Genomic DNA, 22,536 nt, shown 5'->3' with positions numbered 1-22,536 from the left:
ATCAAGATGAAATTCAGTGAACTCTGGTTACGGGAATGGGTTAACCCAGCTATCAGCAGCGATGCCTTATCTGAACAAATCACGATGGCAGGCCTGGAAGTGGATGGCGTCGAGCCGGTCGCAGGTGCCTTCCATGGTGTGGTCGTCGGGGAAGTCGTGGAGTGTGCGCAGCATCCCAATGCGGACAAATTGCGTGTCACTAAGGTGAATGTTGGCGGTGAGCGCTTGCTGGATATCGTTTGTGGTGCGCCGAATTGCCGTCAAGGGCTCAAGGTGGCAGTAGCCACGGTGGGCGCAGTATTGCCGGGCGATTTCAAAATCAAGGCAGCCAAACTGCGTGGCGAACCGTCTGAAGGCATGCTGTGTTCTTTCTCCGAACTGGGCATTTCCGACGATCATAGCGGCATTATCGAACTGCCGTCCGATGCGCCGTTGGGTACCGACATCCGCGAATACCTGAAACTGGATGACCATACCATTGAGATCAGCGTAACCCCTAATCGTGCCGATTGTCTGGGCATTTTGGGTGTGGCGCGTGACGTTGCGGTATTAAATTCGATGGCGTTGGTGGTGCCGACGACTGAGCCGGTGCCTGCTACGATTACCGATCAATTCCCCATTGCGGTTGAAGCGAGTGACGCATGCCCGCGTTATTTGGGGAGAGTGATCAAAGGTATCAATGTGAAAGCGGCTACGCCGTTGTGGATGCGTGAAAAACTGCGCCGCTGTGGTATCCGCTCCATCGATCCGGTGGTGGATGTCACTAACTATGTCTTGCTGGAACTCGGCCAGCCGATGCATGCGTTTGACCTTAATCGTCTGGAAGGCGGTATTGTGGTTCGCATGGCGAAAGAAGGGGAAACGCTGCGCCTGCTGGACGGCACTGATGCTACCCTGAGCGCGGATACACTTGTGATTGCCGATCATCAAAAAGCGCTGGCGATGGGTGGGATTTTCGGTGGTGAACATTCTGGCGTAAATGGTGACACGCAAGATGTGCTGCTGGAATGCGCCTATTTTAATCCGCTGTCGATTACAGGGCGTGCCCGCCGTTATGGTTTGCATACAGATGCATCACATCGCTATGAGCGTGGTGTGGACCCGGCATTGCAGTATCAGGCAATCGAGCGTGCGACGCGTCTGCTACTGGATATTTGCGGCGGTGACGCTGGCCCGGTCGTAGATGTGACCAGTGAAAAAGATTTACCGGCACGTGCGACCATTACGTTGCGTCGCGATAAGCTGGATCGGTTGATTGGTCATGTGATTTCCGATGAGAAAGTCAGCGATATTCTTAACCGTCTGGGTTGTCAGGTGACGAAAACGGCTGATGGCTGGCAGGCGGTTGCACCGAGCTGGCGTTTCGATATGGCTATCGAGGAAGATTTGGTGGAAGAAGTGGCGCGTATTTACGGCTACAACAACATTCCGAATATTCCTACTCAAGCGCCGCTGAAGATGACGCAACATCGCGAGGCGAGTCTGACGCTTAAGCGTGTGAGAACGTTGTTGGTGGATCGCGGTTTTCAGGAAGCGATCACGTACAGCTTCGTTGACCCTAAAATTCAGTCGCTGATTCATCCCGGTGAGCAGGCATTGATTCTGCCGAGCCCGATTTCGGTAGAAATGTCCGCTATGCGCCTGTCTCTGTGGAGTGGGTTGTTGGGGGCGGTGGTGTATAACCAGAACCGTCAACAAAGCCGTCTGCGTGTGTTTGAGAGCGGTTTACGCTTTGTTCCAGACCTGAGCGCTGACTTGGGCGTGCGTCAGGAAACTATGCTGGCAGGGGTTATCACAGGGACTCGCTACGAAGAGCATTGGGATCTGGCACGTCAGACCGTTGACTTCTATGATTTGAAAGGCGATTTGGAAGCGGTATTGGCATTAACTGGGAAACTGTCTGCGATTGAGTTTCGCGCAGAGAGCCACTCAGCATTGCACCCAGGGCAGAGTGCGGCTATTTATCTGGCTGGCGAGCGTATCGGTTATATCGGTGTTGTTCATCCGGAACTGGAGCGTAAGCTGGACTTGAACGGTCGTACCGTGGTGTTTGAAGTGCTGTGGGATAAGCTCGCTGATCGTGTGGTGCCAGAGGCGGCGGACATTTCTCGTTTCCCGGCAAACCGTCGTGATATCGCTGTGGTAGTGGCTGAAAGCGTGCCTGCTGGCGATGTTTTGAACGAGTGCAAGAAAGTTGGCGCAAATCAGTTAGTTGGCGTAAACTTATTTGACGTGTACCGGGGCAAGGGCGTAGCGGAAGGGTATAAGAGTCTTGCTATCAGTCTGGTATTGCAGGATACCGCTCGTACACTGGCAGAAGAGGAAATTGCCGCTACCGTTGCGCAATGTGTAGCAGCACTAAAACAGCGATTCCAAGCATCCTTGAGGGATTAACCTATGGCGCTTACTAAAGCTGAAATGTCTGAATACCTGTTTGAAAAGCTTGGGCTCAGCAAACGGGATGCCAAAGAGCTCGTCGAGTTGTTTTTCGAAGAAGTACGGCGCGCTCTGGAAAATGGTGAGCAGGTTAAGTTGTCGGGGTTTGGCAACTTTGATTTGCGGGACAAGAACCAGCGCCCGGGACGTAACCCAAAAACCGGCGAAGATATTCCGATTACGGCGCGTCGGGTCGTTACGTTCCGTCCAGGGCAGAAATTAAAGAGCAGAGTGGAAAACGCGTCACCCAAAGAGTCCTGATTTGACAAAAAGGCCGCATTAGCGGCCTTTTCCTTTTACAGAATCGTCTGAAAATGTAGTAGTCGATTCAGGCCTTTTTACTACTTCGTTCTGGACTGCTTTTTGCCGGACTACAGTTTTTTGTCGGACCATTGTGCGCGGGCGTTGCGGCGCGGCAGGTGCTGGTTTACGGTCGTCTAACAGATGCCGGATTGCCAGTACCGGATGGTACAAAAGCATTCTTGGTCCAGCCCACCGCATGACAACCTTGATTTCCTCTCGTTTCGCAGGCTGATAGCAATGGATCGGACATTGTTTGCAGGCGGGTTTGTTTTCCCCGTAGTAACATTTTTCTAGCCGGTTTAAGGCGTAGTCCTGTAGCCTGACATAATAATCTGTGTCATCGACTGGGGCTGGAAAGGCACGCTCATACAACGTGATCATCGCCTGAATGGTACGGATTTCCCGTTGAATACGTTTGCCGGGGGAAGAAGACATTACTGTGCTCCCATGGTGATCATTAAGTTGCATAACAGATGCATTTTAATCGAGAAACACAATCCTGTCGCCGTTTAAGGTGCTCTGCGTGTTGCCAGCCAGGACAGCAGAGACCCCAAGGTCACCATGATAACGCCTTGCCAGAATGCTACTGAAGGCGTGGTTTGTAGCCACAGAGCCGCCATCAGCGTCGTTAGTATCGGGGTAAAATAAGACGCCGTTGCCAGTAATGCCATGTTGCCGCGTTGAATACCGGTATCCCACGCGGCATAGGCCAATGCCGTTGAAGCGCCGATAAAGAGCAATTCGAGTAGAGTGCGAATCGAAAAAGAGAATGCCGGCGCGTCATTGCGCAGATATTGACCCCACAACACCACCGCTGTAACGATGAAAAACAGCAGGATGCCACTTTTGCCATTGCCGAAACGGCGCGAGATATTGCAGTACAACGCCCAGACCAGCGCTGCGGCCAGTGCCATGCAATAAGCGAGCGGGTTGGTGCTGACATTTTGCCACATCAGAGTGGGAGTCCAGTCACCGTTACCTTTCAGAATCCACAGAATACCGGCTATTGAAAGGGCAAGACCCGGCCACAGCCACAGTCGACTTTTTTGTTGATTGATAAACAGCGAAAACAGAATGGTCAGGCAAGGCCACAGGTAATTAATCATTCCCAGTTCCATGGCCTGCAGACGGTTTTGTGCCATCCCAATCGACAACGAAAAACAGATTTCGTAGCTAACGAACAAAGCTCCGCCGAGTAGCAGGTAGATCCTGGCATGAGTACGAAGGGTGGGGCGATGTCCGAACAACAGCAAGCATATCGCGCTGGTGGTGTAAATCATGGCGGCACCGCCTAACGCACCTAATGCTTCGGTCAGGCTACGAATCACCCCGACAGAAGTGCTCCAGAGTACGATTGCCAGCAAGCCAGCCAGCGTAGCGCGACGAGGGGTTATGGGTATCATTAATGATTATCGACTATCACGGTTATTGATTATCACCTGGTAAGAAAGCGGGCAGATGCCGATAAGTCGTATCTGCCCAGAGAAATTAACGCAGTGAAAATTAACGCAGTGGCGAGGTGATTAGCGCCAGAAGTCGTCAAAAACGGTAATCGGTGGGCGGCGTTTATGCTCGGTTCTACGATACCAGCTTTCGATGATCGCAGCGTCAATCGGATCAAGCGTTTTGCCTTCCAGATAATCGTCAATTTTCTCGTAAGTGATGCCGAGAGCCATCTCATCCGGTAAGGATGGACGATCATCTTCCAGGTCTGCCGTTGGCGCTTTGGTGTAAAGGTGGGATGGACACCCCAGCAGCTTGAGTAAGGCTTTACCCTGTCGCTTGTTGAGACGGAAAATCGGGTTAATGTCGGTGCCGCCATCACCGTACTTAGTGAAGAAACCAGTGACGGCTTCCGCTGCATGGTCGGTACCCACTACCAAACCCGCGTTCATGCCCGCGATGCTGTACTGTGCTTTCATGCGCTCACGCGCTTTTTCGTTGCCTTTGACGAAGTCAGACAGCTCAATACCGATGGTGCGCAGCGTCGCTTCACTGGCATCTACCGCCGGTTTGATATTGACGGTCAGCACCTGATCAGGCTGGATAAACTGAATCGCATCCTGACAGTCTTGCTCATCGGCTTGCACGCCATACGGCAGCCGTACCGCAATAAAGCGATAATCAGCCTTGCCGGTTTCCTGACGCAGTTCGGTGATAGCGGTCTGGCATAATTTGCCGGTTAGCGTCGAATCCTGCCCGCCGCTGATCCCCAATACCAGGCTTTTGACGAACGGGTGCGCCTTCAGATAATTCTTTAAAAAATCAATGCTCACCCGGATTTCCTGCGCCGGATCAATCGCGTCTTTTACCCCGAGTGCCCGGATGATTTCTTGCTGTAATGACATGTCCACCCCCAACTGAACCTATTGATGTGCCAGAACAATTACTCACATCGCCAAAGAGTAACGTTAATTCCGACGAAGTAAAAGAACAAGAAAAAGCCGGAGGTTTTACAGTGGAACGGGGGCTTTTTCACCAATTATCAGCCTGTTGAAAGACAATAAGGTATTTGAAAAAGTTGAGCCTGCTATCTAGTCTTAGCAACACCGATAGCGAATGAGTGAGGTCATTCCATGAAGAAACGTGATTTATTCCTGTGTATCGCAGCAAGTACCCTGATGCTCACTGGGTGTGTGGCTTACGATCGCGCAGAAAATTTTTTCACTAAACCGGTGGTGAAGGACGTGAAAAAAGGCATGAGTCGTCAGGAGGTGAATCAGATTGCCGGGCCTGCGTCGACGCAAGCTACGATGCTCCATGCCAGGGGAACCTGTAATACTTATGTGCTAGGTACCCGCGACGGTAAGGTGCAGTACTACTTTGTCAGCTTTGATGAGACCGGACATGTACTGAACAAGGGGTTCCAGAGCTGCCAGGAATACGACACCAACCCGAAATTCTAAGTGGTTAATGCTATGTCGATGTGAAGTGCTATGCCGACGAGAAGTACCATGCCGACGCGAAGAACATCAACGTTGTCGGCATGGCTTTATAACATTGTGACAGGGATTAACGGTGCGTTAATGCCGTGTCATCATCCTGATTAAACACGACTTTATCGGTTTGCCCGAGCAATTGGCTGGTTACGGTACCCGCAGTCATGGAACCGCTGACGTTAAGCGCGGTGCGGCCCATATCGATGAGTGGTTCAATCGAAATCAGCAGCGCCACCAGCGTTACAGGTAAGCCCATGGCTGGCAGGACAATCAGCGCAGCGAAGGTGGCTCCGCCGCCAACACCCGCGACACCGGCTGAACTGAGGGTGACAATACCAGCCAGCGTGGCTATCCACATTGGGTCCCACGGATTAATACCGACCGTTGGGGCGACCATGACGGCCAGCATGGCCGGATATAACCCTGCACAACCATTCTGACCGATGGTGGTACCAAACGACGCGGCAAAGCTCGCAATAGATTCTGGTACGCCAATACGGCGCGTTTGCGCTTCGATATTCAGCGGGATAGTGGCGGCGCTGGAACGGCTGGTAAACGCGAAGCTCAGCACCGGCCAGACTTTGCGATAGAAGCGGGCAGGGTTGATGCCCGTCAACGCCAGTAACACGGCATGCACGCCAAACATTAATCCCAGACCAAGATAGGACGCCACGACAAAACCGCCGAGCTTGAGGATATCTTGCAGGTTAGAGCTGGCGACCATTTTGGTCATCAATGCCATCACGCCATAAGGTGTGAGGCGCATAACCAGACGGACCAGCTTCATTACCCAGGACTGCAAAGTATCAATCGCCGTCAGTACACGTTCACCTTTCACTGCATCGTCTTTGACCAGATGCAGGGCGGCGACGCCAAGGAAGGCCGCGAAAATGACCACGCTGATGATTGAGGTCGGGTTGGCACCGGTCAGGTCGGCAAACGGGTTTTTCGGAATAAACGACAGCAGCAGCTGTGGTACGTTCAGGTCTGCGACCTTACCAACATAACTCGTCTGAATGGTCGATAGCCGCGCGGTTTCCTGTGAGCCTTGCACCAGCCCCGAGGCGGTAAGCCCAAACAGATTGGTCACAAAGATACCGATTAAGGCGGCGATCAGCGTGGTAAACAGCAGCGTACCGAGAGCCAGCAGGCTGATTTTCCCCAGCGATGATGCGTTGTGTAGACGCGCCACTGAATTAAGAATCGACACGAACACCAGCGGCATTACGATCATTTGCAGTAATTGCACATAACCGTTGCCGACGATGTTGAACCAGGCGATGGATTGTTTGATGACAGGGTTGTCATCACCATAGATCAGGTGTAATACCAGTCCAAACAGCACGCCAGTAACCAACCCCAGCAGTACCTTTTTAGACAGACTCCAGCTTTTATTACCGCCATACCCTAGTGCGAAAAGTAGCATAGCAAAAACAAGCACATTTATTATCAGCGGAAAATTCATCCCACTACTCCTTTTTTAATGTTTATCACCGCTACGGTCAGAAGGAAACGTAGCCAGCGCAGTAGAATAGCAGGTCTTTTATATTGCGGTTATAGAGATAACTAACATTGATTAAACCGAATGGAATAACGAGGTTGGCGTTGATTTAACGCATCAGTAATTCATGCAATTGTTGGCCGAATTGCTGCAACCAGCGCGCAGGTTCGCCGTAGTGCCAGGATTCCAGCGGTTGTTGTGGTTGCCATAACATAAACAGAATAAGGCTTACACACAGTATGCGTTCCAGTTGGTTTCCTTTATCGCTATTGAGAATGGGCAGACGAAACCGCCATCGGCACGGCCATAACAGTGGTACGCCAGCGGTCGTCAGCATATCAGCGACAATATGGCTTAAATACCCCACGATCATGGCATGGTAGACATCACCCGGTAAGGGCCAGTCGACCGGTAGCCGGGTACGAATAACATAAACGCCGACCAATATCGCCAGCAAACTATGTGTAAAACCACGGTGGCCACACAACCTGGCGATTGGTACGGAAATCCACTTCAGGCGCTGGCCCAGAATCGACTTAGGGTGATCGATGTCCGGTAACAGGGCCGTTAGCATTGCGGCGGGAATAATATGCCACCAGTCACCCGCTGCCAGAGCGGGCGAGAGTTCTGCTTTCTTTGCAAAGATTGCGCTGGCTACGGCAAACAGGAGGTGGCCTTCCGCGGTCATGAAACATCTCAAAAACTGTCATTTTATACAGTATAAGAGATTGCAGCAGTTGACGGAAGGTGTGACGCTGTAACCAGTTATGTTTTATCTGGTTGATTCCCGGTCTTTTTATCTAATTGCAGTGATTTTATCCAGTTATTTAATAACTGTGGCCACATCGCCACAGGTAGTCCGGTTGTCCCCCGGATACCAAAACCATGTTTCCCTTGTTCAAACAGATGGATTTCAGCCGGAATGTGGTGCTCTCGCAGTGCTGCCAGCATCACCAGGCTGTTGTCTACTGGCACCGAGGGGTCATCAATCGCATGTACCAAAAATGTTGGTGGCGTTTGTGTACTGACCTGTTTTTCTGCGGAATAACGCTGAATTTGTGCGTCGCTGGGGTGCGAGCCTATCAGCGCTTTACGTGAACCTGGATGGGCAATATTTTCCTGCATAGAGATGACGGGGTACATCAGCACCATAAAGTCGGGGCGGGCGCTGGCGTAGTCTATTTCGTCCTGAGCTGGATAAGCGGTTTGTGCAAAACGGGTACCGAGGCTGGCTGCAACATGCCCACCGGCAGAGAATCCCATCAAGCCGATATGGTGGGGGTTAATACGCCATTGTGCGGCATGGGTACGCAAGATGCGGATCGCGCGTTGAGCATCGGCCAGTGGCGCATCGGCACCTTCCTGATGACCATCGGCTGGCATACGGTAGGTCATGACGAACAAGGTGTAACCTTGCTGAGTGAAATACGGTGCCAGGTCACTGCCTTCTTTATCCAGTACAACACGCTGATAAGAACCGCCAGGGGTAATTAATAGTGCGATGCCGTTAGGGGTTTCTGGCGCGTAAACCGTGATTTCTGGTCGGCGTATGCCGGTTACGGCACGGTCTGGCAATGTGGGGTCTTTGCTGCGTTCAACCACTTGCTGCTGTACTGACGATGTGACCGCACCGGGTGCGTCGCCTTGCGGCCATATCGGGAAGGTAGTGTCGGCGAAGGTGAGTCCACTGACAGACATGATAAGTGTTCCTGTAATGAATTTGCGTAGTGACATGGCCGTTTATCCATTGCGTTTATTGAGTCAGTATGACGGTGGAGGGGATAAAAAACAGGTAAACATTTCATCGAAGAGAATAAAATGTTTACCCAAACTGGCGAGTAAAATTATTTCCCATAAAGGGAAATAGGCACAGAAATTCAAAATGACGAATTGATGGTTTGGTTAATTCCTGGCAGATATTAACCTGGATAATAAAAATGCCACACTAATAGCATGGTATTATCCGTTTTGACGCAATATTCCAGATGTCGTGATCAGTGAATTAGAAACTGTACTGCACACCGACACGGTAACGAGTTTGACGTTCATCGGTGGATTTAGAACCGGAAACGTTACCCACTTCGACATAGGGTTTCCAATTCTTGTCCCATTTATAAGACAATTTCACGTTATGAGTGATTTCGTAATCATCGTTGTCGGCAAGAACAACCTCACCTGAGGTGGCTTTTTTATATTCCAGCTCGTAACCGATGGTGTAAGCCTGCAGGAAGGTATAATCGATATTACCAGTTAACGTATACCCTTTATCCATAGTGCTTTTTTTAGGATCACTATTATTTATGTTCTCGCTATTACGTTTGAAATACGGACGATAACGTAACGCGACGGACAAGTCATCGGTGACATTAGCGCGACCGCGAATGTAAGGGCGGTAGTTGTTGCCAGATGATGCTGAATCTAAAGAAAAACCTGGCTCAATGGAAAAGGTGTTGTTGAATTTGTAAACATAACTGGCAACCACTTCAGTGCCATTGCTAACTTGTTCGTTAAAGGGTTTATCCGGCGTTTTGTCTTTGCTGGATTGCACCCATTTCACTTCGGAAGATAATCCGAAGCCATTAGCAAAGCGATGAGCAATTGTCAGACGGTCTTTATGACCTGCTTTAGCAGTATCCTGCATTTCATGACGATAATCGATGGATACAGCTAAAGCGTTTACGCTAACCAGAGATGCAACAGCCAAAGTTAATAATTTAATCTTCATTGTATTTTCCCTATATATATACAGATAAAGAAAAGAATAAAAAAATAAAAGCGATGTGTTCTTATGGAACGAGTTCTATTTTATGGATTATTTAATTTCATTTTGTGATCTTGATCTTTTAGATTCACAATAAATTCAAAATTACTTCAAGTTGTGACGATGATCGACAGAATGATTCGTTTTGTTTCAATTTAAATAAAAAAGCCCCGGCTTAGCGCACGGGGCTTTAAATAAAAAATCAAATGACAATTATTCTTTCATTGCACGTTTCAGAATACGATCAGCCTGGCGTTGGAAATATTTAGCCGTTTCTTCCACAGATTTCTGACCATAATCGATATACTGAATGGCATCACCAAACAATGCGACAATTTGCGGGTCATCGAAATAAGGTGATGTCTTGGTTTCATGTGGTAAAGACAATGCCAGATTCAGACCTGCCACAGATGGATCGTTGTCTTTGATCACACCATCAGCACGCAATTGAGCGACGGCGGCTTTACTCAACGGTACACCACGCTCCAGGCCCAACGCCTGAATCCCTTCTTTGCTGTTCAACAGGTAGTTGATCAGCATGGCCGCTTCTTTCGGATGCTTGCTGGATTTGCCGATGGACAACATCTGAGCCGGTTTGAAGAACAGCCCTGCCTCTTTAGCACCTGGCAGCATGGGGTAGGAGCCTAACTCCAGTTTGGCCGGTGGTTGCAGGTTGTCGGAGTATTTGGTGATGGTGGAGTTCCACATGTAAGTGCCGCCCCATTCACCCGCAATCCATGGCTTCATTTCATACATGTTGCTCTTGCCAAACGAAGCGTAGTACTTCGCAGACGGCATGACGTGGGAGTCGACCAGCTTTTTATACGTTTCGAAGAATTCTACCCACTGTGCGTCGGTATAAGAGAATTTCTTGTTCTTCTCGTCTACCGCCGGGATGTTGTATTTCTGAACCATGTAGGAGTTCAGCAGCGCCAGAGAATCCTGATGCTCCAGTACCAGAGGGTAGAATTGGTCGCCCAGTTTTTCCTTGAAGACTTTACCGGCGTTCATCAACTCATCCCAATTTTTCGGGTAAGTTAAGCCGGATTTCTTCCAGGTTTCGATGTTGTAATAGAACACACGTGCTGTCACCGAGATCGGGATCCCGTTCAGTTTGCCGTCGACTGTCGTGGCCTGCAGTTCTTTGGCGTCAAATTGCGACAGATCCAGTACGTCTTTCACCTTGTTCAGGTCGTAGAAACCATCACCCGTGCGCGAGAAAATCGGCAGCCAGTTCCAGTTGGTCTGCATTACGTCCGGCTCGGTATTGCCCGCGATTTGGGTAGTCAGGCGGGACAGGTGACCATCCCAGCCGGTGTATTCTGCTTTAACTTTGATGTCCGGGTACTTTTTCTGGAATTCCTCGATGGCTTTCAGTGTCACCTGGTGACGACCGTTACCGCCCCACCATGACATGCGCAGGTCAACCTGATCAGCAGCAAAAGACTGGTGCGCCATCAGCGCCAGAGAAGAGGCAATTAATGTCCGTAGGATCACTTTTTTCATCGGTTATACTCCTGTTAGAGAGAGATATTTTGTTCTGTTTTTGCATCAAAGATATGGCATTTATCCATATCAAATTTGAAATACACCTGACGATGCATGCTGTTGTTGATAATCGTCCGCGCTTCGTCTGACGGCATACGACTGGTCAACTCAAACCCATCGACCTTGATGTACATAAAGAACTCGTGGCCCATGTTTTCGGCACGTACCAGGTCTCCCTGGAAATGGCCGCCATCGAAAGGTGTTTCCGATACCGTGACGTATTCAGGGCGAACGCCGAAGCAGATATCTTTACCCACATAATTGCGGACTTTGTCCTGCTTGGATTGGTTCAAGCTCATGGTGTATTGGCCGACCTGCAATGAGATCTGACCGTTTTCTTCCAACAGTTTGCCCGGCTTGATGTTCATTTCCGGCGCACCGATAAAACCGGCGACAAACATGTTTTTCGGGAAGTGATACAGGTTATCCGGTGTATCCACCTGCATGATGTGGCCCAGCTTCATCACACAAATGCGGTCACCCATGGTCATGGCTTCGGTCTGGTCATGCGTCACGTAGACGCTGGTCGCAGGATGCCCGCTCTTTTTCAACTGCTTATGCAGATCCGAAATACGGATACGCATTGAGGCACGCAGCTTGGCATCCAGGTTGGAGAGTGGTTCATCGAACAGGAATACATCCGGTTTTTTCACGATGGCACGGCCTACCGCCACACGCTGCGCCTGACCGCCGGATAGCTGGCGCGGCAGGCGATCCATCAATTCTTCCAGTTCCAGAATTTTGGCTGCTTCATTCACCTGTGCTTCGATCTTGTCTTTCGGCATCTTGCTGAGTTTCAGGCCGAAGGCCAGGTTTTCGCGCACTGTCATGTGCGGATAGAGCGCGTAGTTCTGGAACACCATCGCGATGCCGCGATCTTTCGGTGCCAGATTATTGACGATCTTGTCGCCGATACGAACTTCACCGCCGCTGATGGTTTCCAGACCGGCCAGCATGCGCAGGGTAGTGGACTTGGCACAACCAGACGGCCCGACGATGACCATGAATTCGCCGTCTTTGATCGTCAGGTCGATACCGTGGACTGCTTTGAAACCGTTGGAGTAAACTTTTTCCAGTTTGTTGAAAATGACTTCAGCCATGATAAATCCTCTATTAACCTTTAATGCCGCTGCTGGTAACGCCCTGAACGAAGTAGCGCTGCGCCATGAAGAAAATGATGATGGACGGCAGAATGGAGATGCTCGCCATTGCCAGAATTTCGTTCCACGGTGCGCCTTCTGTCACGTCGATAGACATTTTCAACGCCAGCGCAATCGGGTATTTGTCGACGCTGTAAACGTAAATCAGCGGACCGATAAAGTCGTTCATTGACCACATGAACTGGAACAGTGCGACAGAGATGATGGCCGGTTTCAGAATCGGCACCACGACATACCACAGTACCTGCCAGGAATTGCACCCATCGATCTGTGCGGCTTCCTCCATATCACGCGGTACACCACGCAGGAACTGAATCAGCATGAAGACAAAGAATCCCTGGGTGGCGAATGCAACCGGCACATACAACGGCAGGTAGCTGTTCAACATGCCCATTTCACGGAACATGATGTACTGCGGAATCAACAAAACGGTGCTTGGCAGCAGCATGGTGCCGATCAGCGTGGCGAACCAAAAGTTCTTCCACGGAATCTCGAACCGGGCAAAACCGTAAGCCACAATGGTGGAGGAAATGACCGTCAACACCACCTTCGGAATCACATACTTGAAGGTATTGATCATGTAGTGACCGAAGTTGTATTCGGTGCCGGTTTTCCAGCCATTGATAAAACCATCCCAGGTGGCATGTGTCGGCCACAGACTGAGAGTGGTGAAGATCTCATGGTTCGGTTTGAACGACGCTGAGAACATCCACGCCAACGGGTAAAGCATCAGGATGCCGACGGCCAGCAAAATGATGTAGCGGATGCTGGCGCTGATTTTTTCACGGCGCAGCGTGCGGCGAACTTCTTCTGCAGCGATGTCCTGCGCAGACAGTGGAGAATGAATATCAGCCATTTTTTCCTCCTTTATCGGCGGAATAGAACACCCAGTATTTAGACGATTTGAAGGAGATAGCGGCGAAGACAGCTACCACCAGGAACAGCACCCATGCCAGCGCGGCACCGTACCCCATATCGAAATACTTGAACGCGGTATCGTAGATATAGAGCGAGAACAGATAGGTGTAGTGGGTTGGACCACCGCCAGTAATCACATAGGGCGCGGTAAACTCCTGGAACGCCTGCGTTGTCTGCATGATGAAGTTGAAGAAGATAACCGGCGTAATCAGCGGTACGGTAACCTTCAGGAACATCTGCCATTTCGAAGCACCATCGATCATCGCCGCTTCATATTGGGATTGCGGCACGTTCTGTAGGGCAGCCAGGAAGATAACCATCGCGGAACCGAACTGCCAAACACGCAGTAAGGTAACCGACATTAACGCCAGCGAGGGCTCGCCCAGCCAGTTAACCGGGTCGAAACCGAAGACGCCGATAAAGCTATTGAGTAACCCATCGATGGCGAACAGGGCGCGCCACAATACGGCGATAGCTACGCTACTACCGAGAATTGACGGCACATAATAAGCGGTACGGAAAAAACCGATGCCACGTAACTTGAAGTTCAGCACGAAGGCGATGAGCAGTGCGAAAATCAGTTTCAGCGGAATGGTCAGGAACACATAAGCAAACGTCACTCCCATGGATTTCCAGAAAAGATCGTCCTCCATAAACATCCGGTGGTAATTTTCCAGGCCGGTGAAGGTGGGCGGACTCATTAAATCGTATTCAGTAAAACTGAGTACGAACGATGAAAGAAAGGGAAAAGCGGTAAAAACTATCAGCCCTATTATATAGGGGGAGATATAAGCTAACCCCAGCATTCTGTTTTCATTCATAATGCTTACCTACTTTTGTAATGGTGAGTCTGTAAAAATAAAATCAATGAATTAGTTTCTCTGGGTAAATAAACTCCGTGTCATAAATAACCCGGCTTTCTCCATTAATCCGATAATCGCCATGGATATATCCCCCCTGGGTTAATATCGTAGGAATTTCCTGCCATTTATTTCTGCAGGCGGCGATCAACGTCAACAGAATGGCAGGGAAGGGATCATCAAGGCGTACATAACGATGGTGTTCAGAGCGCACAAATAAACCGTGGTGGTAATGACGCTTAAATAAAATTTCCGCCATTTGCCAGGCATATTCCGCCCATTGTGCGGATTGCTGAGTGTGCGCCAGTTCGGTAATTGCCAACAACAGGAATGGGGAGGCGGACTGATGAAAGCCTTCTTTTTCCAGTCGTGACAACATCGTCATGATCAATGTATACAGGTCGCTATCGTGACTCAGTCGCCAGGCACGAACCAATGGCAGCAGATAGTCACCTTCCAGCGGGAACGGCTTTAATACGGTACCTGCTTTGCCGTAGTAACCATCACGCTTGAAGCAGTAGCCGGTCATGTCCTGACCATCGTTCCACATCGGCCGCAGGCTATTGCTGTCGATGTCATAAGCGTATTGGTAGTAATTTTTCAGGCCGGAGATAACCCAGGTGAGTGTTTCGGTATCAGGGCGGTGTTGCAAAATATCGAGCATTGCCAGTGGGTTGTCGATCAGCAGTGGACGCATATCGCGGAACAACACGTTCGCTTCACGGGCAATCGCACCAAATTCCGGACCAAACTGCCGCTGCGCGCGGTCACCAAACCAGGATTGGGTTTGATTGTCATCAGTCGGTACGGGCTGGCGCTGCAATGGTGAACTGAATTGGTAAACCGGCATACCGGTTTCCGGGTTACGCGCCAACACATACTGACGGTAGAGGTGTTTACCCCAGTCAGCCGCCTGTGTATCGCCACTGTGGCGGGCGTAAGCGAAGGCGGCGTAGATAAGATCAGTACCGGCATTAACGAAGGTTAACCCTTTGGTTAACGGTAGCTCCGGCCATTTGGCAGGGTCGACGACATCATGCCGGGCATGCTCAAAGACGTGTGGATCGCGTATCTTGGCGTAATCGCCGTGTCGCCCCAAATCCAGACTATCCCAATTTTCTACATGCGCGTTCCAGAATCCCTGAATAAAATGATGGGTTTTCTCAGGATTGACCTGATACAGGAACTCATAATAGGGAAGATGGTGTTTTAATTCATGGACCAGCGATTTTGATTCTGGTCCTTCACTGGCTAATGTGTCGAGATGAATAAAACGATGGCCGCCCCAGTAAAAAAGACCGCTATTTTCATCGACGAATCGGTTCAGAAAATAGTCGCACTGAGCAAAAGCGGACTGACGATATTTTTCTGTTTCTGTGACTGCGCTCATGGATATTAATAAACGCAGCCAGTTTTGCTGACTGGCGAAGTTAGAGATTGGTGCATCATGGCCATCGGGAAACCGCCAGACAACAGGAGATTGTGTTTTTATCTCAAATCCGTCAGCCAATAACGGCGTGGGATTGACCGCGCTGTGAGCGTATTGCTGAATTTTTTCAATGTGGCTGTTAATCGCCGATAACCATTGGTCGATTTGCCATTTTCTGCTGGTGTTCAAATCAGTAAAAATACTCATGGACTACCTTCTTGCAGAACTGGAAGAAACAGTTCCTTATAAATAGAAACATTGTTTTGATTGATTATATTGCCCAAGTTATATTTTCGTCATGTGCTCAGTATCGAAAGTGTGATCAAAGTCGGAACGTTGTTTTGAAAATTTTTTATGGGGAATTTGGAAACCAGGAGGGGATGAGTGGAAAGAGTAACTTGCTGATAGATAAAAGAAAGGCACAATAATGCATTGTGCCTTTGTCCATAAAGAAATTTTGTAGAAAATTAGCGAGCCAGCCAGCCACCGTCGACTGCGATGGTGTAACCGTTCACATAATCGGAGGCGCTGGATGCCAGGAACACGGCCGGGCCTTGCAAATCTTGCGGCAGACCCCAACGACCTGCCGGGATACGATCCAGGATTTCTTTGCTGCGGTCTTGGTCAGCACGCAACTGCTGGGTATTGTTGGTTGCCATGTAGCCAGGGGCGATAGCGTTTACATTGATGTTGTGTTTTGCCCATTCGTTGGCCAGCAGGCGGGTGATCCCCATGACGGCGCTCTTGGACGCGGTGTAAGACGGTACGCGGATACCACCCTGGAAGGACAGCATGGAGGCGATATTAATAATTTTACCGCCATGACCCTGTTTGATGAACTGACGGGCAACGGTCTGCGACATGAAGAACACGCTCTTGATGTTCAGATTCATCACATCGTCCCAGTTCTTTTCACTGAACTCGATGGCGTCTTCACGACGGATGATGCCAGCGTTGTTAACCAGAATGTCCACTTTACCGAACTCAGCGACGGCTTTTTCCACCAGTGCAGCATGACCGGAGATATCGCTCATGTCAGCAGTCAGGCTGAGGAAACGACGGCCTGTGGCAGCGACTTTTTCGATGGTTTCTTTCGGTTCAACGATGTTGACGCCGACGATGTCGCAACCTGCTTCAGCCAGACCGACAGCCATACCCTGACCCAGGCCGGTATCACAACCCGTAATCAGTGCCACTTTGCCCTGTAAATTGAATGCTTCTAGAATCATAGCTTTAATCTCTCTGTAAACGACATGTTGTGTCGTGAGCTTGTTACTGTAGGGAAATACCGGTTATACCCGTCATTTTTCAGGTTGCCGGTCGAGTGGCTGCTTTCACCATCCCCACTACGGGATACGGAGTTGCCTGCCTGCCGCTTTCCTGCAACACGAAATCTGGTGGGTAAGCCGCTAGCGCAATTCGCTAACTTTGACGTGATCCATGTCTGAGAAAACCTGATTCTCGCCAACCATACCCCAGATAAAGGTGTAGCGTTTGGTGCCTACACCAGAATGAATCGACCAGCTCGGCGAAATCACCGCCTGTTCGTTGTGAACCAAAATATGACGTGTTTCCTGTGGTTGCCCCATCATGTGAAACACGGCCGTTTCCTCGTCCATATCAAAATAGAAATACACCTCCATACGGCGCTCATGGGTATGACACGGCATGGTGTTCCACAGGCTACCTTCCGCCAGTTTGGTCAGACCCATCGTGAGCTGGCAGGTCGGTAACACATCAGGAACGATATATTTGTTGATAGTACGATGGTTGCTGGTCGCGTCATCACCAATGGTTTGAGGCGACGCATCAGCGGCGGTAATCTTGCGTGTTGGATAAGTCGTGTGAGCCGGTGCGCTGTTATAGTAGAAACGAGCCGGGGCGAACGGGTCTGCGCTGGTAAACTGGATATCCCGCGCGCCTTTGCCGATGTAAATCGCTTCTTCGTGACCAATTTCATAGCGCTCGCCGTCGACGCTGACTACGCCATTGCCGCCGATGTTGATGGCGCCCAATTCACGGCGCTCAAGAAAGTAGCTGACGCCCAATTGTGTTCCCACGTCTTCGCCTATCGTCACCACCTGATGGACGGGCATAACGCCGCCTACGATGATCCTGTCAATATGGCTATACGTCATGGTGCAGGCGTCTGCATCAAAAATGCGTTCGATCAGAAATTCGCGCCGCAGACCAGCAGTATCAAGCTGGCGGGCGTGGTCGCTGTGGATGCTCTGACGGACTTGCATGGTTGCTCCTCGCTTTCAGATAGACATCAGGCTATGGCCTGACAGGAAAGCGCCGGGCGGAACAGGTCACCTTGCGTGGCAGTGACAACGTCACCTGAACCTTTTTTGCCCGGTTCTTTCGTGTTATGGCGCGATAATAGTGCGGTTGAGATGTGAATTCAATAAAAATGAAATAATGTTTTATTTATTTCTTGAGAGACGTCATGGTTTTGCTTATTTTATGTTTAATCTGATGCCGTTGTTACTAGAATAGCGGCATGACCCCTTTGTGTTACCTTGTTCACATCAGGGAAGCACGTTGTATTACCTTTGAGGAGAAAGCATGAGAAGGTACTTTATTGACGACGAAACGCCGTGGGAAGAACTGGGCGGCGGTATCAAACGTAAAATCATCACTTGGAGCGATGACCTGATGATGGTGTGCGTCCATTTTGCTAAAGGCGCTATCGGTACGCCGCACACGCACGACATTCATGATCAGATAGCCTATGTCGCGGCAGGGAGCTTCGAAGTAGTGATCGAAGGTGAAAAGCGCATTCTCAAAACCGGCGATGCTTACATGGCGGTGAAGCATGAAATGCACGGTGTGGTATCTCTGGAAGAAGGCAGTGTGCTGATTGACACCTTCTCGCCCAAACGTGCCGACTTCCTCTGAGTTTTTCGCATAATCTGCGTTCTTCTATTTATTTTCTTCTATTAATTAAGGTGTCGGCGACGGTGTCGACACCTTGCTTATATCCTGTTCTTATGTTCTGCTTCTCATCGTTTGGATGGCTATCGTCGTCAAAATAGGTAGTCAGGTGGCCGGGAAAGAAAACGTTGACTCTGTTAAAACCTGAAGTACCCTGCTAACGGGTTTTATGGGTCCACACTTTTTGCCCTCCGTGGCACTGGGCGTGACGTCACGCACAAGGGGAACACATGACGTATCAACAGGCTGGCCTTTTTGCCGTGATTAAGCGTATTACGGGGTGGGTCGTCTTCCTTCCTGCTTTGCTCTCGACCATTATCTCACTGGCTAATCTCATTCATGCTTTTACCGAGAAAAAGCAGGGGATCAATGGTGTGATGCAGGACTTTTTACATCTGGTCGTTGAGGTGCTGCGTTTCAATACACCGTTTTTAAACCTCTTTTGGTACAACTCACCGGTTCCTGACTTTGGTCGTTTGTCGTCACCTGCTACTGTTATGTTTTGGCTGATTTATGTGCTGATGTTTGTTGGCCTGGCATTGCAAGTGTCTGGTTCCCGTTTGTCTCGCCAGGTAAAACATATCCGGGAAGGTCTGGAAGACCAGTTAATTCTGGAGAAGGTCAAAGGGGATGAAGGTAAAACGCGTGAAGAACTGGAGTCACGTGTAGAGCTGCCCCGGCATACGATTTTGTTGCAATTCTTTCCGCTATATATCCTGCCAGTTGTCGTTGGCGTCATTGGTTACCTGACGCTGAAAGTCGTCGGTATAGTTGGGTGAGCTTACCGGGGCCTGTGTTGCCCCGGTATCGAGTCTGATTGCCTGCGTACGACAACCAATGTATGCGCGATAGCCATCTGTATACGATAACCACAATGTGTATACGACGACCAATTGTGCACTATAACAAGTGATGTTCTATCGCTTGCTGGGCTGTCACCACGTGTTTGCCGCCAAACAGGTTCGCACGATTAAGCAGATAGTAAATTTGATAGAGTGGCTGTCGCTCAACAAAATCCCTCTCCAGTGGCCAGATGCTTTGGTAGCCATCGTAAATCTGTGGTGGTAATTCAGGGTGCAGTGGCAACATTGCCAAATCACATTCCCTGTCTCCCCAGTAACAGGCAGGATCAAACAGGTAATAGCCACGGTCGGTGTTGAGGGTATTTCCAGACCATAAATCACCATGTAGCAACGACGGTTGTGGATGATGACCACAAAGGCGTTTTTCCACCTGCGTAATCAGTGCATCGATATCCCCAAAATGTAGCCCTTTTTCTGCCGCCAACTGTAGCTGCCAGCCGATGCGTTGTTCGGCAAAAAAGCTGGACCAGCGGCGCTGCCACGCATTGGGTTGAGGGGTAGTCGAGAGGTCATTATCGAAATCAAGCCCAAACTGCGGTTGATCACTCCATTGATGCAACTGTGCCAACTGCTGCCCCAGCCGCCAGGCATCGTGGGCTGATGCGGGTTTAGGGGCGAGGTATTCCAGCAGTAGAAAGCTGTAATCACGGTTGCTGCCGACACCATAAACAGCCGGTACCTGCACTGTTTGGCTACGAGCCAGGAGCTCCAGTTGCTCGGCTTCTGCCCGAAATTTGGTCAGTAATTCACGGGCATCGCATTTGACGAAAACATCATGCTGGCCGTAACGCAGATACCAGGCGGAATGAACTTCACCACCGGGTAATTCCCGCCGATCCAAGATATCACCGGGGCCAAGATGTTCTTCCAGCAGTTGCTCGATCGTCTGCCACATAGGTCACCTCCCGTTGATGTTGCCGATGTACCATTACGTTAGCGATTTATGCAGAGTAAAAACGGAATCTGGCGCACAGCTGGCAGCGTTATCGTTGCTACCGGAAATGAGGTTTGCAGATGTGCATCACCATGATGCTGAGACTAACCGGTCTGCCCCTCAGAAAAAGATGAACCCGCCGGTGCCGGTATAGACGTGAATGATTGGATAGTGGCGGTAAAGACACAATAACGCGCTGTGTCGGGGTTGTCACGATGGAGATCAAAAAACGAGCACACATCGGTAAATGAGCGCACGGAATAGTAAATTTGACGTGAGTTGATGTTGTCTATTACTGGTTGATGCGCCAGAGGTTGATGCAGATTAATTTTTTATTCGGTGCAATATGTGATCACATCGACTGCATGGTGGTGATACAGGCAGTGTGAAAAATATAACTTCGTAACATTATTGCCCCATGGAGAAATAAACAATCGGTGTCATCGAGTAATAATCGGGTATAAACATTTTTTCTACGGCTAAAAAACAGAAATGAATCTGTAATAAGCGGGACATAAATCATGATTACATCATTTTTTTGCAAAAATAATGTTATCTCTGTTCCGGGTGTTGAATGTATGACCCGGTAAAGCGAGCGTTGCCCGTGTGTCGATTTATTAATCAGACTAACACGTGTCTGGCAACACCAGGACGACGGTGGCGGGCTATATGGCGATACGGTTACCCATGCTTAGCATGCGTTTGCGTTCTGAGGGGCGGCTGTTGAGAATGCTCAGAACTATTTTTCATATCTATTTGCTATGTTTCATTATTATAAAAGCGGATAGTCACGATTAGAAATATACCCTTCATACTTCAAGTTGCAGGTGCGTTGGCTGCGTTACTCGGCCCACTTCATGGACCTTGCCCCTTCGGGGCCGCTGCCAGCAGCGTTCAAATCGGCTTCGCCAATTTGTCACTCACCCCAGTCACTGACTTGTGTAAGCTCCAGGGGATGAAATGAGAGACATCCTGTCTCTCACCGGAGGCCAGCCGTTGGCTGGTCAAATTCGTTCCCAACGAATTTGTCGCTCGATTGCCGCGTTACAAGGCTCTAACGAGCCTTGCCCTAAAGGGCCAACGCGTGGCGTTGTTCAACACACGAGCGTGTTGTCCTGCAACTCGAATTATTTTGGGTATAGACATTCTGTCATGCTGACCGGTTTGAGGGGTTCTCTTATTACAAAGGAGTAAAAAAGAAAGCCTTAGTCACAGTTTTTGCCAACAGTGTCTGGACAGCGACTGCATCCTGTGATTGATGAGTAATATTATTTTTTTATGGCATAGTCCATTCAGCAATAAGTCGATCATAGCGACTTGCGTAATTGAAATACCGTGCACATAATCAAATGGTTGGGTGCACCGAAGAGAATGCTTTGGTGTATCAATATCCCGGAATATTGTAGAGTGGATATTAATGATACATTAAAGGTTCTAATTTGTGCGACATGTCCATTGCTGGTAAAAAATGGCTTGCCAACGATTACATAGTATGTAATAACGCATCTGGGTAAAACGAGGTACAGTTCTGTATATGAATGGCATTTTCAGTAAAGAAGTCTTGAGTACAAACGTTAGCGTTGAATACCACTTCTCTGCCGATCCTTATTTTAGTGCCTCAAGCAGTAACGACTCTGGTTTTTCTGTATAACGCCTTAGTGCGGTTTAAACTATTCAAGGAAACTTTGAAATGGCAAAGATTAAAGGTCAGGTTAAGTGGTTCAACGAGTCTAAAGGCTTCGGTTTCATTACTCCGGCTGATGGCAGCAAAGACGTGTTCGTACACTTCTCTGCAATTCAGGGCAACGGCTTCAAAACATTGGCTGAAGGCCAGAATGTTGAGTTCGAAATTCAGGATGGACAGAAAGGTCCTTCTGCAGTGAATGTTGTTGCGCTGTAATTTCCAGCTCATGCCATAAAACCCGCCTTGTGCGGGTTTTTTGCTTT

General features: G+C 49.5%; 22 protein-coding genes. 7 read left to right on the top strand and 15 right to left on the bottom strand.

All coding sequences use genetic code 11. The features are described 5' to 3' along the window. The first annotated feature begins 6 nt into the window (after window positions 1-6). Window positions 7-2,394 (top strand): phenylalanine--tRNA ligase subunit beta, encoded by a 2,388-nt coding sequence (pheT, locus tag FAZ14_RS00380; protein ID WP_153507859.1) that lies wholly within the window; start codon window positions 7-9, stop codon window positions 2,392-2,394. A 3-nt stretch (window positions 2,395-2,397) separates the two neighbouring features. After that, window positions 2,398-2,697, top strand: coding sequence for an integration host factor subunit alpha (ihfA, locus tag FAZ14_RS00375; protein WP_012769674.1), 300 nt, complete (start codon window positions 2,398-2,400; stop codon window positions 2,695-2,697). Between the two features lie 18 nt (window positions 2,698-2,715). Here ihfA and FAZ14_RS00370 read toward each other — a convergent pair whose 3' ends face one another. The 3 genes from FAZ14_RS00370 to nadE form a co-directional block, all read right to left on the bottom strand. Continuing rightward, window positions 2,716-3,174, bottom strand: a complete 459-nt coding sequence (locus tag FAZ14_RS00370; RefSeq protein WP_071602845.1) for a nitrous oxide-stimulated promoter family protein — start codon at window positions 3,172-3,174, stop codon at window positions 2,716-2,718. A 74-nt stretch (window positions 3,175-3,248) separates the two neighbouring features. After that, on the bottom strand, window positions 3,249-4,142 hold the full coding sequence (yddG, locus tag FAZ14_RS00365; RefSeq protein ID WP_153507858.1) for an aromatic amino acid DMT transporter YddG: 894 nt from the start codon (window positions 4,140-4,142) through the stop codon (window positions 3,249-3,251). Window positions 4,143-4,262: 120 nt separating this feature from the next. After that, complete coding sequence (gene nadE / locus FAZ14_RS00360; protein ID WP_153507857.1) at window positions 4,263-5,087, bottom strand: ammonia-dependent NAD(+) synthetase; 825 nt, start codon at window positions 5,085-5,087, stop codon at window positions 4,263-4,265. 228 nt (window positions 5,088-5,315) lie between these two features. Here nadE and osmE point away from each other — a divergent pair, with 228 nt between their 5' ends. Further along, the gene (osmE, locus tag FAZ14_RS00355; protein WP_012884629.1) at window positions 5,316-5,645 is read left to right on the top strand and encodes an osmotically-inducible lipoprotein OsmE; all 330 of its coding nucleotides are present in this window, start codon (window positions 5,316-5,318) and stop codon (window positions 5,643-5,645) included. A gap of 106 nt (window positions 5,646-5,751) precedes the next feature. Here osmE and FAZ14_RS00350 read toward each other — a convergent pair whose 3' ends face one another. The 11 genes from FAZ14_RS00350 to kduI form a co-directional block, all read right to left on the bottom strand. Beyond that, window positions 5,752-7,143, bottom strand: a complete 1,392-nt coding sequence (locus FAZ14_RS00350) for an L-cystine transporter (protein ID WP_016941456.1) — start codon at window positions 7,141-7,143, stop codon at window positions 5,752-5,754. 145 nt (window positions 7,144-7,288) lie between these two features. After that, window positions 7,289-7,867 carry a metal-dependent hydrolase gene (locus FAZ14_RS00345; protein ID WP_033581386.1) on the bottom strand — a complete coding sequence of 193 codons (579 nt, stop codon included), beginning with the start codon at window positions 7,865-7,867 and terminating at the stop codon, window positions 7,289-7,291. Between the two features lie 77 nt (window positions 7,868-7,944). Beyond that, window positions 7,945-8,913 (bottom strand): pectin acetylesterase PaeX, encoded by a 969-nt coding sequence (paeX, locus tag FAZ14_RS00340; RefSeq protein WP_153507856.1) that lies wholly within the window; start codon window positions 8,911-8,913, stop codon window positions 7,945-7,947. Between the two features lie 268 nt (window positions 8,914-9,181). Beyond that, entirely contained in the window at window positions 9,182-9,904 is a 723-nt protein-coding gene (kdgM, locus tag FAZ14_RS00335; protein WP_016941453.1) for an oligogalacturonate-specific porin KdgM, read from the bottom strand. 249 nt (window positions 9,905-10,153) lie between these two features. Next, complete coding sequence (locus FAZ14_RS00330; RefSeq protein ID WP_012884634.1) at window positions 10,154-11,446, bottom strand: ABC transporter substrate-binding protein; 1,293 nt, start codon at window positions 11,444-11,446, stop codon at window positions 10,154-10,156. A 14-nt stretch (window positions 11,447-11,460) separates the two neighbouring features. Further along, on the bottom strand, window positions 11,461-12,588 hold the full coding sequence (locus FAZ14_RS00325; protein WP_012884635.1) for an ABC transporter ATP-binding protein: 1,128 nt from the start codon (window positions 12,586-12,588) through the stop codon (window positions 11,461-11,463). Between the two features lie 13 nt (window positions 12,589-12,601). Continuing rightward, the gene (locus FAZ14_RS00320) at window positions 12,602-13,504 is read right to left on the bottom strand and encodes a carbohydrate ABC transporter permease (protein WP_012884636.1); all 903 of its coding nucleotides are present in this window, start codon (window positions 13,502-13,504) and stop codon (window positions 12,602-12,604) included. Further along, window positions 13,497-14,387: a carbohydrate ABC transporter permease gene (locus FAZ14_RS00315; protein ID WP_016941452.1), complete on the bottom strand. Its 891-nt coding sequence runs from the start codon at window positions 14,385-14,387 to the stop codon at window positions 13,497-13,499. The genes FAZ14_RS00320 and FAZ14_RS00315 overlap by 8 nt, the downstream gene beginning before the upstream one ends. Before the next feature lie 43 nt (window positions 14,388-14,430). After that, entirely contained in the window at window positions 14,431-16,062 is a 1,632-nt protein-coding gene (gene pelW / locus FAZ14_RS00310) for a pectate disaccharide-lyase PelW (protein ID WP_153507855.1), read from the bottom strand. A gap of 260 nt (window positions 16,063-16,322) precedes the next feature. Then, a complete protein-coding gene (kduD, locus tag FAZ14_RS00305; RefSeq protein WP_153507854.1) occupies window positions 16,323-17,084 on the bottom strand; it encodes a 2-dehydro-3-deoxy-D-gluconate 5-dehydrogenase KduD in 762 nt (253 codons plus the stop codon). Window positions 17,085-17,264: 180 nt separating this feature from the next. Further along, window positions 17,265-18,101, bottom strand: a complete 837-nt coding sequence (gene kduI, locus FAZ14_RS00300) for a 5-dehydro-4-deoxy-D-glucuronate isomerase (RefSeq protein ID WP_153507853.1) — start codon at window positions 18,099-18,101, stop codon at window positions 17,265-17,267. Between the two features lie 322 nt (window positions 18,102-18,423). Here kduI and FAZ14_RS00295 point away from each other — a divergent pair, with 322 nt between their 5' ends. Together FAZ14_RS00295 and FAZ14_RS00290 are read left to right on the top strand one after the other, a co-directional pair. Continuing rightward, on the top strand, window positions 18,424-18,756 hold the full coding sequence (locus FAZ14_RS00295; protein WP_012884640.1) for a cupin domain-containing protein: 333 nt from the start codon (window positions 18,424-18,426) through the stop codon (window positions 18,754-18,756). 266 nt (window positions 18,757-19,022) lie between these two features. Beyond that, the gene (locus FAZ14_RS00290) at window positions 19,023-19,571 is read left to right on the top strand and encodes a YniB family protein (RefSeq protein ID WP_016941447.1); all 549 of its coding nucleotides are present in this window, start codon (window positions 19,023-19,025) and stop codon (window positions 19,569-19,571) included. Window positions 19,572-19,692: 121 nt separating this feature from the next. Here the strand turns inward: FAZ14_RS00290 and FAZ14_RS00285 are convergent, their stop codons facing one another. Next, window positions 19,693-20,550, bottom strand: coding sequence for a fructosamine kinase family protein (locus tag FAZ14_RS00285; protein WP_016941446.1), 858 nt, complete (start codon window positions 20,548-20,550; stop codon window positions 19,693-19,695). 1,573 nt (window positions 20,551-22,123) lie between these two features. Between FAZ14_RS00285 and FAZ14_RS00280 the strand changes: the two genes are divergently transcribed. Then, the gene (locus FAZ14_RS00280) at window positions 22,124-22,240 is read left to right on the top strand and encodes a DUF2627 domain-containing protein (protein ID WP_071526204.1); all 117 of its coding nucleotides are present in this window, start codon (window positions 22,124-22,126) and stop codon (window positions 22,238-22,240) included. A gap of 39 nt (window positions 22,241-22,279) precedes the next feature. After that, window positions 22,280-22,489, top strand: a complete 210-nt coding sequence (gene cspE / locus FAZ14_RS00275) for a transcription antiterminator/RNA stability regulator CspE (RefSeq protein ID WP_012769694.1) — start codon at window positions 22,280-22,282, stop codon at window positions 22,487-22,489. Window positions 22,490-22,536 lie beyond the last annotated feature (47 nt).

The sequence above is a fragment of the Dickeya oryzae genome (assembly GCF_009372235.1).
Classification (GTDB): Bacteria; Pseudomonadota; Gammaproteobacteria; order Enterobacterales; family Enterobacteriaceae; genus Dickeya; species Dickeya oryzae.
The sequence above is the reverse complement of the archived record's forward strand: the minus strand, read 5'-3'. Positions and strand labels throughout refer to the sequence as shown.